This window comes from Shouchella oshimensis, assembly GCF_004375095.1.
Taxonomy (GTDB): Bacteria; Bacillota; Bacilli; order Bacillales; family Bacillaceae_D; genus Shouchella; species Shouchella oshimensis.
In genome coordinates, this window is the sequence record NZ_SNUX01000003.1 from 2,977 (window position 1) to 17,415 (window position 14,439).

Annotated in this window: 10 protein-coding genes and 1 rRNA gene; 8 read left to right on the forward strand and 3 right to left on the reverse strand. The window is 40.2% G+C overall.

Translation table 11 applies throughout. The features are described 5' to 3' along the window. Positions 1–335 precede the first annotated feature (335 nt). A 5S ribosomal RNA gene (gene rrf, locus E2L03_RS10795) occupies positions 336–451 on the forward strand. A gap of 520 nt (positions 452–971) precedes the next feature. Here rrf and E2L03_RS10800 read toward each other — a convergent pair. Beyond that, positions 972–1,895: a proline dehydrogenase family protein gene (locus E2L03_RS10800; RefSeq protein ID WP_038477790.1), complete on the reverse strand. Its 924-nt coding sequence runs from the start codon at positions 1,893–1,895 to the stop codon at positions 972–974. A 165-nt stretch (positions 1,896–2,060) separates the two neighbouring features. Between E2L03_RS10800 and E2L03_RS10805 the strand changes: the two genes are divergently transcribed. Beyond that, positions 2,061–3,593, forward strand: coding sequence for a sigma-54 interaction domain-containing protein (locus tag E2L03_RS10805; protein WP_055736942.1), 1,533 nt, complete (start codon positions 2,061–2,063; stop codon positions 3,591–3,593). Positions 3,594–3,663: 70 nt separating this feature from the next. Here the strand turns inward: E2L03_RS10805 and pruA are convergent, their stop codons facing one another. Further along, positions 3,664–5,214 carry an L-glutamate gamma-semialdehyde dehydrogenase gene (gene pruA / locus E2L03_RS10810; protein ID WP_134259186.1) on the reverse strand — a complete coding sequence of 517 codons (1,551 nt, stop codon included), beginning with the start codon at positions 5,212–5,214 and terminating at the stop codon, positions 3,664–3,666. 124 nt (positions 5,215–5,338) lie between these two features. Between pruA and E2L03_RS10815 the strand changes: the two genes are divergently transcribed. From E2L03_RS10815 to E2L03_RS10840, 6 genes are all read left to right on the forward strand, one after another. Continuing rightward, a complete protein-coding gene (locus E2L03_RS10815) occupies positions 5,339–6,046 on the forward strand; it encodes an NAD(P)-binding domain-containing protein (protein ID WP_055736944.1) in 708 nt (235 codons plus the stop codon). Next, a complete protein-coding gene (locus E2L03_RS10820; RefSeq protein ID WP_055736945.1) occupies positions 6,030–7,091 on the forward strand; it encodes a C45 family autoproteolytic acyltransferase/hydrolase in 1,062 nt (353 codons plus the stop codon). The genes E2L03_RS10815 and E2L03_RS10820 overlap by 17 nt, the downstream gene beginning before the upstream one ends. 95 nt (positions 7,092–7,186) lie before the next feature. Further along, the gene (locus tag E2L03_RS10825; protein ID WP_208394353.1) at positions 7,187–8,662 is read left to right on the forward strand and encodes a bifunctional metallophosphatase/5'-nucleotidase; all 1,476 of its coding nucleotides are present in this window, start codon (positions 7,187–7,189) and stop codon (positions 8,660–8,662) included. A gap of 32 nt (positions 8,663–8,694) precedes the next feature. Next, complete coding sequence (locus tag E2L03_RS10830) at positions 8,695–9,660, forward strand: alpha/beta hydrolase (protein ID WP_055736947.1); 966 nt, start codon at positions 8,695–8,697, stop codon at positions 9,658–9,660. Positions 9,661–9,792: 132 nt separating this feature from the next. After that, the gene (gene htpG / locus E2L03_RS10835) at positions 9,793–11,667 is read left to right on the forward strand and encodes a molecular chaperone HtpG (protein WP_055736948.1); all 1,875 of its coding nucleotides are present in this window, start codon (positions 9,793–9,795) and stop codon (positions 11,665–11,667) included. A 91-nt stretch (positions 11,668–11,758) separates the two neighbouring features. Then, positions 11,759–12,946 (forward strand): cytochrome P450 family protein, encoded by a 1,188-nt coding sequence (locus tag E2L03_RS10840; protein WP_124741604.1) that lies wholly within the window; start codon positions 11,759–11,761, stop codon positions 12,944–12,946. Between the two features lie 74 nt (positions 12,947–13,020). On the opposite strand, the gene E2L03_RS10845 is transcribed toward E2L03_RS10840, so the two are convergent. Then, complete coding sequence (locus E2L03_RS10845) at positions 13,021–14,349, reverse strand: short-chain fatty acid transporter (RefSeq protein WP_055736950.1); 1,329 nt, start codon at positions 14,347–14,349, stop codon at positions 13,021–13,023. Between the last annotated feature and the right edge of the window lie 90 nt (positions 14,350–14,439).

Here is a 14,439-nt window from a genome sequence, read left to right on the forward strand (position 1 = left end):
CCATGGCGTAAGCCAGTAAGACCCCTTAGAGATGATGAGGTTGATAGGTCAGAAGTGGAAGTGTGGCGACACATGGAGCGGACTGATACTAATCGGTCGAGGGCTTATCCTAAATTTCTTGAGTTTGAGTATGATGATTTGATTTAGTTTTGAAAGAATCACCGATTCTTTTTAATACAAGAAGGGACTATTCCCTTTTAGAATGAGTTTTACAAAGAGAAGCAAGGGATTTGCGGAAGTGACGATGGACTTGAAGGAGCGTACTCACGTACGTGACTGAAAAGGAAAGAGGAAACTGACAAAAAAGCCCGACGCTTATCTGAAGTAAACCAAAGTCTGGTGGCAATAGCAAAGAGGTCACACCCGTTCCCATGCCGAACACGGTCGTTAAGCTCTTTTGCGCCGATGGTAGTTGGGGGCTTCCCCCTGTGAGAGTAGGACGTTGCCAGGCAATGAGAAAGACACCTGAAAAGGTGTCTTTTTTTGTGTAGAAAGAAAGGCGCAAAAGAGCTGCGCTTCGGCAGAAGCGAGGCAAACAAAAAAGCAACAGTATGTAATGAGCACCATCAACGAGAACACCATGAAAAAACATCGAAGGGAAAGCAGCGTGCCCCCAGTGAGACGAAAGGGTTGTTTTCGTAAAAGCTTCATGGGAAGCATCGGGGACCCATCAACGAGAGGAACGTCCTCGAAGAAAACCACCCTGGAGCAGTAGGACGTTGCCAGGCAATGAGAAGAGGCTGGGACAAAAGTAGATAGACAGACCAAAGTGACGAACATTCCTGAAAATAGGAACGTTCGTCGTTTGTTTTATATGAAAATTAGCGAAGGATTCTCCTGTAGCGGTGCTACTCAGCATATTTTAGACTATTCGTCTTTTCAAATACTACTTTTCGTTATGTCCCAGCCTCTTTTTGCGTAGAAAACGCAAAACACCTTCTACTTAAGAAGGTGTTTAGATGGGTAGCTATTTATTTTCCAAAAAAACCTCTAACGGCAAATGCAATGTTTTGTGGTCTTTCTGCTAAGCGCCTCATGAAATACCCGAACCAATCTGTGCCGAACGGTACGTACGAACGGACTTTATACCCTTCATCAATCAATTCCTTTTGCAGCTGCTCTCTAAAACCATACAGCATTTGAAATTCAAATTGATCCTTTGAAATGTTCTGTTCGATAGCGAATGCTTTTACCTTTTCAATAATTGTATGATCGTGAGAAGCTATGGCCGTGTAGCTTCCGTTATTTAGGTGGATCTTAATAATGTTCAGATAATTTTTGTCAATTGTCGCCTTATCTTGATAGGCAACAGTCTCTGATTCTTTGTAAGCCCCTTTTACTAAACGAAGTGGTACTCCTTTTAGGCTATTTACATCGTCTTCCGCACGATGTAAATAAGCTTGAATTACGGTTCCAACGTTATCAAACTGATGTTCATTTCGTAAAATGGACAAAATACGTAACGTCTGCTCGCAATGTGAGTAATCTTCCATATCAATACGGATAAAAATAGTAAACGCTTGGGCGACTTCGCAAATTCGTTTCATATTATATAAACAAAAACTTTCATCGATATCTAGCCCAAGTTGTGTCATTTTTAATGATAAATTACATTCAACGCCGGTTTCGTGGATGGCACGTAAAACGGCTAAGCAAGCCTCTGTGGATTCAATGGCTTCTTCTCTTTCTGTAACAAATTCTCCTAAATGGTCAAGGGTGCAAGCGACTCCTTTTTCATTTAATAATTGAACATTTTTAATGGCATCCTCTAAGGTAGCCCCTGCTACAACTTGAGAAGCGCCAAACTTCAGTCCCCATTTTTTTGCGGCCTTATTTAACGATTTATTTTTAGCTAGCTGCATAAATACTGAACGAAGTGGTTGTTCTAGGACCATAATTCATTCCTCCTACAAATGATGTAAACGCTATACACTTCTTAATGCAAAAAGTGTGCCAACTTAAAAAGGGTTAACAGTAGTGTTTTTTCGGTAAATCGTCTAAAATATAGACATTAAGTGACAAAAGTGTCTAATGTGTATAATGAATAAGGAGGGTCGCCTTTGCAAACCTCATTAAAAGATGTAGCGGAACCTTACACTGGTAAAGTCGAAGAAGGTAGCTGGACATTACCAGAGTCAACGTTACTCATGAATTTACCTGCTTTTAGCGATCAAATAGCGACGATCTATACAGTAAATGAATCAAACGATGTTGTAGGCAGAGTGAAAAAAGAACTTATCCCCTCACTTCTTCTTTATGAATTAAAGCGGTATCATTCTTTTCACGAAACGTTAGTGACGGCAATGAATGACGCAGTTACAATTGTGAATCATGAAAGTGAGATACTAGCCATTAATCATCGTTCTGAGGAACTTTATCATCTAAATAATGAAAATGTTAAAAAGAAACCGTTACAACAGTTTTTTGAAGAAGATGCTCTCGTACTATGGTCAGTGCTTCGAGATAAGCAGCCGGTCATGAATCAATATAATCAGCCAAAACAAGGTTTACACGTTATTGTGAATACTGTTCCGGTATTCTTAGGTGTAGAGTGTATTGGTGGAATTTCAATTGAACGAGACATAACCGACGTTGTTAAGTTAAACGAAAAACTATCATCAACAACAGCAAGCTTACATGATTTAAACGGACAAGTAGCTGACGAACCTTTTCAGAAGATCATTGGTCGAAGTAAACCGATAACTCAAGCAATTGATATGGCTCGTAAAGTAGCTAAAACAGAAGCCAATTTATTGCTAACCGGGGAAAGTGGTGTAGGAAAGGAACTTTTCGCAGAGGGGGTTCATCAAGCTAGTAACCGGAACAAAGAGCCTTTTGTTGCAATTAACTGCGGCGCAATCCCATCAGCGCTGTTTGAAAGTGAATTATTCGGCTATGTCCCGGGAGCTTTTACAGGCGCAGTTAAAGGTGGAAAAAAAGGAAAGCTAGATGTTGCAAAAGGGGGTACTCTTTTCTTAGATGAAGTAGCAGAAATGCCCCTCGAATTACAGGTGAAGCTGTTACGTGTTCTACAGGAACGAGTATTTTATCGCGTAGGCGATCATAAACCAATTCCCCTTGATGTACGTATTATTGCAGCAACGAATCGTCATTTAGAAGAGATGATTCAAGAAGGTACCTTTCGAGAGGATCTTTATTATCGCCTGCATGTTATTCAAATTCACGTGCCACCTTTACGTGAACGACTCGATGATTTACCGGAGTTAATGCAACGATTCGCTCACGAGTTTGCCATTCGCTATGATAAAGTTGTCCCAACGTTTGATCCAGAAGTCATGTATATGCTTATGAATCATCGGTGGGAAGGGAATATTCGTCAATTACGTAATCTAGTTGAGCGGGTGATCATTTTAACAAATGATACAGAGGATCGTGTGCATTGGTATCATTTACCCGATTCTTTTCAAAAGCAGATGAATCATGTCTCCTCTGCAAATTATTCAAGAAACGATGAAAGAAGCGAGATACTTGCCGCTTTGGAAAAAACGTTTGGCAACAAATCCGCTGCTGCAAAATTGCTTGGTGTTTCGAGAGCGACCTTATACAATAAGCTCAAGCACTATAATCTGTAAAACGAATTGTCTAATTAGACAGTTATGTATAGACAAAAAAAGACACGCGCAGGAGCGTGTCTTTTTCATTTTAGTACATTTCCGAGATTGTTTTTGCTTGCATATGAAGGACTAAATAATCTGGGCCGCCTGCTTTTGAATCGGTACCGGACATTTTGAACCCACCAAATGGGTGATAACCAACGATGGCACCTGTGCAGTTACGGTTGAAATAAAGGTTTCCAACGTGGAAATCATATTTGGCTTGCTCGATTTTTTCGCGGTTATTTGTAATAACAGCTCCAGTCAGGCCATATTCCGTATTGTTGGCAATGTCTAAAGCCTCATCATAGCTTGTCGCCTTACTAATCGCGAGAACAGGACCGAAGATCTCTTCTTGCATGATTCGAGCTTTAGGATCAACGTCAACGAACACAGTTGGATGAATAAAGTAACCTGTTGAATCATCGCTTTGTCCACCTGCTGCAAGCTTTCCTTCTTCTTTGCCTATCTCAATATAACTAGTAATTTTATCAAATGCAGCTTGATCAATTACAGGTCCCATATAAAGATTTGTTGGTTCTGCAGGGTTTCCAACAGTTAATTCTTTTGTGCGTGCCACTACTTTTTCAACAACTTCATCGTACACATCTTTATGAATTACTGCACGAGAACCTGCTGAACACTTTTGACCTGAGAAGCCGAAAGCGGAAACGACAATAGCGTCTACAGCTGTCTCAATATCTGCTTCACTGTCGACAACAACAGTATCCTTACCGCCCATCTCTACGATGACACGTTTTAAATGATTTTGCTCTTTTTGAACGATTGCTGCTTTCTCATAAAGACGAACACCTACATCGCGTGAGCCAGTAAAGGAAATAAGAGCTGTTTTCGGGTGTTCAATTAAGTAATCACCGATTTCGCTACCGCTACCAGGAACGAAATTAATGACGCCTTTAGGAACGCCAGCTTCTTCAAGAACTTCAACAAATTTAGCCGCAATAACAGGTGTTGTACTTGCCGGCTTTAAGAGTACAGTATTTCCTGTAACGAGTGGTGCTACCGTGGTACCTGCCATAATGGCAAAAGCGAAATTCCAAGGTGAAATGACAACTGTCACTCCTGTTGGCGTATAGATATAGTTATTTTGTTCACCAACGCGGCTATTAACTGGTTTGCCGTTTGCAAGTTCAATCATTTGACGCGCATAGTACTCAAGGAAATCAATGCCTTCTGCTGTGTCTCCATCAGCTTCTTTCCAAGGTTTACCGCCTTCTTTTACAAGCATAGCAGTAAATTCGTGCTTACGACGACGGACAATCGCTGCAGCACGAACTAAGATGTTGGCGCGCTCTTGTGGTGTTACTTTTCTCCATGATTCAAATGCAACACTTGCAGCTTCAATTGCTTGCTCTGCATGTTCTTTAGTCGCTTTTCCTGTTGTTCCAATAATTTCAGTTTTATTGGAAGGGTTATAAGACGTTAATTTGTCGGTAGTATCAACACGCTCACCATTAATAACAAGTGGGTAGTGACCACCAAGCTGAGCTTCAACTTGTTTAATCGCATCTAATAGGTCTTTCTTATTTTCTTCAATTGTAAAATCAGTGAATGGTTCATGTGTGTAAGGTAATAACATCGTAATCCTCCTCAATAATCAGTTTCATTTATATCTAATGCAAGAAGCATGCCAAGTCTTTTGAAATTGTAGGAGAACGTATAAAAAAGGTATACTTTTCTTAATAAGAGTAGGAGGTTTAGCAATGGAAAAGCAGCGAATAGCTATCATTGGAGCAGGTCGTATGGGAAAAGCAATCGCAACACAGGTTCATTCCCATTTTCAATTAACATTGTTAAATAGAGGCTCTAAACAAGGTCAGGAATTAGCCGCTTACTTGAATGTAGCCTATTCAACAGACTTTCGTTGTTTAAACGCAATGAATCTTATTCTGTGTTGCGTGCCTCAAGATGCAACAGCGTCTGTGCTGAATAGCATTGCGCAACATGCTAGCCCTAACACCATTATTATGAATTGTTCCACAAAAGCATGGATTGATAAGGAGATTAAACAAGCTTACAGTAAGTTGCATTTTGTAGAAGCAAAAATTATTGGCCATGCGACATCAATTGAAGCAGGGAAACAGGCTGCTATAGTTGCAGATGCGACGAGCAAAAGCGTGCAAGAAGGTGTTTCATCCCTTTTTTGTCCGTTTGCAACCGTTCTGTTTGAACATCCTGCAGTAGTTGAAAAGGTAAATCAAATTGCAACACAGATTGGCATTCGAGCAGCTGTTACATTAGAACAAGAGGTAGAAAGAGAAAAACTTCCCCCTTTTATAAAAGAAGTCTTAATTGACAATGTATGCGCAGGCGTTATGAGTGCTTATGTACGCAATGATTTAGGGCATTTTGCAAAACAGATAGTAGCTGATTTACAGGAAAGGAAAGATACAAATGAAAGAAATTTATAGCAACATCATTCAGTTTAGAGGGGATCATGAAACATTTGGATACGAACAAGGCATGGAAATCAAAGCGTCACTCATTACAAAAAATCGTTCAAATCAATGGAATGTGCGCAAGCAGCGTTTTTCAATTGATGTACACGAAGCAAAGCGGGAAATAAGCGCTGTTTCAAAAGGAATTTGGCAAGAGCTTCTCGGAATGCAACAAGCACTTGAATGGACGATGGAAGAGGTGTTAAAAGAGTTTGGTGGCTACAGAGTGCCTTATTTAAAGTCGGGGTGTTCCATTGCTACAGGTGATCATTATTTAATTCGCAACTATGATTACCATCCTAAAACGTATGAAGGTCGATATACCTTATTTAAACCGACAGATGGTGGATTAGCGGTTGCAGCTCCCAGTCAACGTATTACCGGTCGAATGGATGGAATGAACGAAGCAGGATTAGCAATGGGCTACAATTTTATGAATCGGAAGAAGCCTGGTGCTGGATTTATTTGCTGTATGATTGGGCGGTTTATATTAGAGACATGTGAGACTGTGGATCAAGCTGTTACGCTATTAAAAAATATCCCACATCGCCATTCGTTTAGCTATATTGTTTATGATCAAAGTGGAAGAACCGTTATTATTGAGGCAACACCTAGGGAGGTAGCCATCCGTTCAAGCACACGGTGCACGAATCATTTTGAAACACTTGTTTCTGAAAACCGTCACCATCTCGTGGACTCAACAAGGAGACTGGATGTTTTAAAAAAGAATCAACAAACAGCTATGTCAGCGAAAGAAGCATACCACTTATTTAATGCTGCAAATAACGGCTTATTCTCGGATTTATACGATAGTTGGGCAGGAACGATCCACACATCAGTTTATTTTCCTTCTTCACTACAGGCGTGGTTTACTCTCGGACCTAACCAAGAGCCGACAAGAATTGATTTTAAAAAGTGGGTAGAGGGAGTGCCCATTGCGTTGGGCCAAATAACAGGAACGATTGATACAAATGTGCCTTTTTTACATATGGATGACCCTGCTGATTGGTATCGGTAAAACGTGTGATACAATGCTACATTCTGTACATCCTATTCTAAAAAGAAAGGGTGGAAGGAATGAAGATTTTCTTTTTGACGCAGGTCGTTTTTTTCTTGTTTTTTCTGATAGGATCAAACCCTGCCTACGGAGCGGAAAAAGAAGTAGTACGCATACTACATACAAATGATATTCATGGCAGGGTGGTAGAAGGTGAAGGTTTTGGGTTTGCAAAATTAAAGACGCTGATCGATTTTAACTGTGAAGGAGACTGTCTTCTAGTTGATGCAGGCGATACCTTTCATGGAACACCATTTGTTCAAGCTTCTAAAGGAGAAGTAGCAGTTTCTTTAATGAATGATTTGCATTACGACGCTTTTGTGCCAGGTAATCATGATTTTAACTATGGCTTTAGGCACCTTCTTCATTTACGTAAGCAAGCAAAGTTTGTCTTTTTGGATGGGAACCTTTTTTATAAAGGGAGGAAAGAACAGCCCTTTTCCCCATTTATAATAAAAACCGTCGCAACTAAAAAAATTGGTCTTTTTGGCTTAACAACAACGGAAGCGCTAAACAAAACAAATCCAAACAATGTAAAGGAAATTGAACTAACGAATCCAATTAACCAAGCAGCAAACATCGTTGATCAATTAAAACAGGCGCAAGTGGATCTTATTGTTGCAGTTGTGCATCTTGGTGTGGAAGGAAGTCCTGAAACAAGTAAACAACTAGCAGAGCTAGTTCCAGATATTGACGTCATTATTGATGGGCATAGTCATACGTTGTTACCAGAGGGTCAAGTCGCGGAAAACAACACATTGCTTGCAAGTACAGGAGCGCATCTTCAAGCCCTTGGCCTTGTGACAATTGAGTATGATGATGATCTGCTTATTAAGAAGGCTCAGCTAATTAAACCATCTTCCACAACAAGGGAGCATCTCGTTACAAAGGAGAAGCTTCACATGTTATCCGACCGTTTAACTAAGGAAGGCAGAAAAGTTGTTGGATTCACTCCCGTTGCCTTAATAGGCGATCGTCAACATGTTCGCGTGGGCGAAACGAACCTTACTCAATTTCTAACAGACGCCATTCGTAAAAAGACTAATGCAGATATTGCTCTTTTAAATGGTGGAGCCATCCGTTCTTCAATTCCAAAAGGCACTGTGACGAAAGCAAATCTCCAGTCTACTTTTCCTTTTGAGGGTTCCATTGTAACGGTAGATGTTAGTGGTCAAGTGTTAGTGGAGATGATTGAACACGGTATACGTGATTACCCATTAGAAAATGGCAAATTTCCACATGTCAGTGGAATGAAAGTAGCAGTCAAGTGGAAAGAAGGAACGCCGGTTGTTGAAGCAGTCACGCTAGATAATGGTATGTTTAGTTCATCGTCACGGTACACAATCGCTACAAGTGATTTTATTTATAGTGGAGGCGATGGTTATCCAAATCAACCTGGGCGATTTCTGAACAAGTATGGTTCTATACAAGATTGTTTTGGTGATTATATGAAAACACAAAAGCCTATGGCAACGATTCATAATCGAATTGTAGGTCTAGAAGCGAATGAAAGCGGGAAGAGAAAGGATTAAGAAAAACGGTTGGGAAGCAGGAGGAAACAAGCGTGAAGAAAAAAACCAAAAGGATGCTTTGGAGTATTGGTGGTGTATCAGTTGTTTTAGGTGGGACACTTGTTGCGGCTAGTTATTACTTATTTACGATGGCAATTGCAAGGAGTACACGCAATGTCGATCTTTATGCGGGAGAGGGAGAAGCAAAAGAAGAGCTAGAGAACATTGCTGAATTAATGGAGCGTGGAGAACAATGGTTAGCCCAAAAAGAGGTGGAACGACTGGAACAACAAACGTATGATGGATTAACACTTTATGGTCGCTATATCGCAAATAAAGACCAAACAGGAAAACTGGCTTTCCTTCTTCACGGCTACCGAGGCGACAGTAGTGAAATGGGACTAGCTGGAAAAATGTATGAAGAAGAGGGTTATGATCTTTTTTTACCAGATGCACGTGCACATGGTGAAAGTGAAGGTAATTATATAGGCTTTGGCTGGCTTGAGCGACAGGATCAACTAAACTGGTTAAACCAATTAATCGCAGAAAAAGAGCTAAAGCAAATCGTGATTCATGGAGAATCCATGGGTGCTTCAACAGCTTTAATGGTGGCTGGTGAAAAGGACTTACCAAAGGAAGTAAAGGTTATTATTGCAGACAGTCCATATACAGCAGTAGATGAGGAATTGTCGCACCAGATGAAAAACTTGTTTCAAATTCCGAGCTTCCCATTCTTACAGATGGGCAGTGCACTATCGAAGCGAATAGTTGGGTATACGTTTAAAGAAGCTTCTGCCCTTGAGCAAGTAAAAAACGAGACGCCACCGCTGCTCTTTATTCATGGCAGTTCAGATGATTTAGTACCAACATACATGTCTAGAGAGTTATATAATACCGCAACTACGAAGGAAAAAGAGATTTGGATTGCGAATGGTGCAGGCCATGTTGGCGCAAAGTTAACTGAGCCCTCTGTTTATTATAAGCATGTATGGTCGTTTGTGAATCGATATATAAAGTAACCCGAACTCTTTTTTAATTGAAGTTGACGCTACCTATTGACGTATGTCGTGAATTCGGTAAAATAAGAAATGAGTTAGCACTCGGAGCGATCGAGTGCTAAAAAGGTGTTAGATGATAAGGGGTGTACAAAAATGGAAAAGAAACAATTTCAAGCAGAGTCAAAACGCTTGCTAGAGATGATGGTTAACTCGATTTACTCGCAAAAAGAAATTTTCCTTCGTGAGCTAATTTCAAACGCCAGCGATGCGATTGATAAAATGTACTACCGCTCACTGACAGACGAAAATCTTCAGTTTGAACAAGATAAGTATGCGATTTACGTACAAGCAGACAAAGAAGCAAGAACGTTGACCCTTCGTGATACTGGGATTGGTATGACGAAAGAGGAGCTTGAAGCGAACCTTGGAACGATTGCAAAAAGTGGTTCTCTGGCATTTAAGAAAGAAAATGAAATTAAAGATGGCCATGATATTATTGGACAATTCGGCGTTGGATTTTATGCGGCATTTATGGTGGCAGATCAAGTCGCTGTGGTGAGTCGTTCCGTTGATAGTGATCAAGCCTATTTGTGGCAATCAGATGGTACAGACGGCTATACAATCGAGCCAGCCGAAAAAGACGAAGTTGGAACAACTATAACACTTTATTTAAAAGAGAATGGTGAGGAAGAATCATTTGATGAGTATTTAGAGGAATATCGACTTAAACAAATCATTAAAAAGTATTCTGATTTTATCCGTTACCCAATTAAAATGAATGTGACGGTGAGTAAGCCAAAAGAAGATAGTGAAGAAGAGTATACAGAGTTTGAAGAAGAACAAACTCTTAATAGTATGATCCCAATATGGCGCAAAAATAAAAGTGAACTAACGGACGAAGACTATGTTCAATTTTATCAAGACAAGCGCTATGGTTTTGATAAACCGTTAGAGCATATCCATGTGGCGGTTGATGGAGCCGTTCGGTATAATGCCATTCTATTTATTCCTGAAAACACGCCTTATGATTATTATTCGAAGGAATTTGAAAAGGGTCTGGAATTATACGCAAATGGCGTCTTAATTATGGAGAAGAGCGCTGAACTAGTACCAGATTACTTTAGTTTCGTAAAAGGAATGGTTGACTCAGAGGATTTATCCCTCAATATCTCGCGAGAAATGCTGCAGCATGATCGTCAGCTACAGTTAATTGCAAAAAATATTAAATCGAAAATTAAGAGTCAGCTAAAAACCATGCTAAAGAAAGATCGAGAGAAGTACGACAAGTTCTATCAAGCATTTGGCCGTCAATTAAAATTCGGCGTTTACAACGATTTTGGTGCCAATAAAGACGACCTTCAAGACTTATTGTTATTCCATTCTTCTACAGAGAATAAGCTTGTTTCGTTAGCAGACTATGTGTCTCGTATGAAAGAAGATCAAACCCAAATTTACTATGCAACGGGCGATTCTGTTGAGAGAATTGCAAAACTACCTCAAACAGAAATGGTTGCAGATAAAGGATATGAGATTCTTTACCTTACAGAAGATGTGGATGAGTTTGCGATTAAGATGTTACGCGAATACGATGGAAAAGAATTCATTTCGGTTTCAAGTGCTGACTTGAAAATTGACGACGATGAAAAAGCAGAACAAGAAACAAGCGAAGAAGATACAGCGATGTTTAGCAAAATGAAAGAAATCTTAACTGGAAAAGTAAAAGACGTACGAACGTCCAAACGACTTAAAACGCATCCTGTTTTCTTAGCGGCTGATGGGGACATCACGATTGAAATGGAAAAAGTGCTTCAAGCGATGCCAGACAATCAGCACGTGAAGGCTGAAAAAGTATTAGAGTTAAATGGCAATCATGATGTGTTTGCTTCATTAAAACAAGCGTACGGACAAGATGATGAGAAGTTTGCACTCTACACGAATCTTCTTTATAGCCAAGCGTTGTTAATTGAAGGGTTACCACTAGAAGATCCAGTTGAGTTTACAAAAGACATGTGTAAAGTCATGGTGTGAAGAATAAGTGGAGGATCATTTAGGTGATCCTCTTTTTTTGCAGGAAAAGTAGAGAATGGTTCCGAACTAAATGGAGAGAGGGGTGACGAGTATGTCAATTGTGCTGAATAAAAAAGAGTTTCATCAAGAACCTTACGAATTTTATAAGGAGATCCGTCCTCATGATGCCTTTGCAAAGGTGAAATTAGTGAGTGGTATTCAGGATTCATGGGTTGCGTTTACATATGAAGCGGCTGAAGCAGTCTTAAAAGATGAACGATTTGTAAAAAATCCAAGAGCGGTTTTCCCAGACGTCAGTGAACATGAATTGATGCCAATTACCCACAGCATGTTGTTTGCTGATCCACCAGATCATCGACGGTTGCGAAGTCTTGTTCAGCGAGGTTTTACACCGAAAATGATTCAACGCCTTCAAGGTCGAATTGAAGAAATTGCAAAGATACAAGTCGAACAAATGAAAGGGAAGGAAACCGTTGATTTAATTGCAGACTATGCATTTCCTATTCCTATTATTGTTATCTGTGAATTACTTGGTGTCCCTCCTGAGGACCGCTTAGACTTTCAAAGATGGTCTAACAGTATGGTAGAAATAAACGACGATCCAAGTTTTTATGAGCAAGTTGAAGCGCATATGAAAGAATTTCAGCTTTATATTGAACAATTGCTGGCCGAGAAGCGAATCCATCCTCAAGACGATTTGCTTTCAGAGCTGATCCGTGCAGAAGAAGATGGGGATAAGCTATCGGTTCAAGAATTATATGGTGCCATTATGCTCATGATCGTTGCCGGACATGAAACGACAGTTAATTTAATTGCCAATGGAATGCTCGCCTTGTTTACACATCCTGAGCAGTTAAAAAAATTAAAAGAATCACCAAGTTTAATTGATGGAGCCATTGAAGAGATTTTACGATTTAATGGTCCAGTTGAGTTTAGTACTGATCGCTACGCAAAAGAATCGTTTACGTTCATGGGCAAACAGCTGCAAAAAGGAGATCATGTTCTCGTTTCTCTTGCGTCAGCAGATCATGACCCGGCAGTTTTTTCAGAGCCGGACAAACTTGTTATCACTCGTGAAAAAAGTCCGCACCTTGCGTTTGGAAAAGGAATTCACTATTGCCTAGGTGCGCCACTCGCACGATTAGAAGGGAAAATAGCGATTCAAACATTGCTTAACACCTTCCCAGAGATTCAAATAAATACAGCACTCGCTAATTTGGAGTGGCGACAAAGCTTCGTCATTCGCGGCTTAAAAGAACTGCCGGTGAAATTGAATTAATGGTTGAGGAGCACGCTCCATCCATAAAAGCCCAAGTGTTTTGACACTTGGGCTCAAAGAAGTTGGAACAACAATTAAAAAAATAGTAATCCAATTGAAATGGGGACAAACGACCAAATTAATAAAATCAAACAAAACCCCATAATGTCACGTACTTTTAAACCGGCAATGGCAAGAACAGGTAATGCCCAGAATGGTTGAATCATATTGGTCCATGCGTCTCCCCATGCAACGGCCATTGCCACCCGAGCCGTATCAGCCCCGAGTTCGATGGCGGCTGGTATCATGATGGGTCCTTGTACTGCCCACTGTCCACCTCCAGAAGGAATAAACATATTAATTAACCCTGCACTGATAAAGGTCAAAAAAGGGAGTGTTGTTTCAGTTGAAATCTGGACAAACCAGAGCGCAATCGTATCAGATAGTCCAGAAGCGACCATCATGCCCATAATTCCTGCATAAAAAGGGAATTGAATAATAATACCGCCTGCATTCTTTACACCTTCATTAACTGATTGAAGTAAGCGTTTAGGTGTACGATGAAACAGAATGCCAAGAAACAAAATCGTGAAGTTCACGATGTTAATGTTTAAGTCAAGGCCGTTGGTGGCAAAATGAAACACGACAAATAGCATCCCAGCGCCTCCGATAACGAAGGATAAAATGTGGCTATTTTCTAAGCGTTCAGCAGGAGTTGCTGCTTTATCTTTCGTTACAGCAAGCTCGTTCTTTAACTCTGTTTCTAAGAACAAAGGGTCTATGTAGGTTTTGTGCTTAATCGATTTTAATGAAAAATAGTTAATAATGGGCAAAGTCGCTATTAACGTAGCAACGATAAAAATGTTATAAGGGCTTAATAACGTTTGTGTAACAGGAATAATTCCTAAGGACTCTACTAGAAAATGATCTTCACTGGCAATCGTTAGTGGGATAGAGGCGGACAAACCACCATGCCATACGAGAAATCCGCTATAAGCTGCTGCTATAAGTAATCGGTAATCGACAGTTGGTACACGTCTAACCACATGTTTAGCAAATAAGGCACCAACAACAAGACCGAAGCCATAGTTTAGTAAACAGGCGAGAGAGGCAACAACGGTGACGAGAACAACCGCTTGTCCAGGCGTGTGTGCAAGGAGCGCTAAGCGTTTCATTAATGTAGACATAACGTTAGTGCTAGCAAGAATATACCCAGTCACAACGATTAGCGTCATCTGCATGGTGAAGGCAAGTAAATCCCAAAATCCACCTCCCCAGTACTGAATCATGTCCATAGGACCACTACTTGTTAATCCTAATCCAAGTACAAAAACAACAATGGTTAACAAAAGAGCAAAAATAAAGGCATCAGGTAAATAACGCTGAACAATGCGGTCAAAAAAACGAATCACAACACCAAACACAGCAAAACCACCTTTCTTATTTAAGCGAAATGTATGCGCTTTCTTATACGGTATAGTAGTTTTAAGAAAGAGTCAATTGATCAAAAAAAC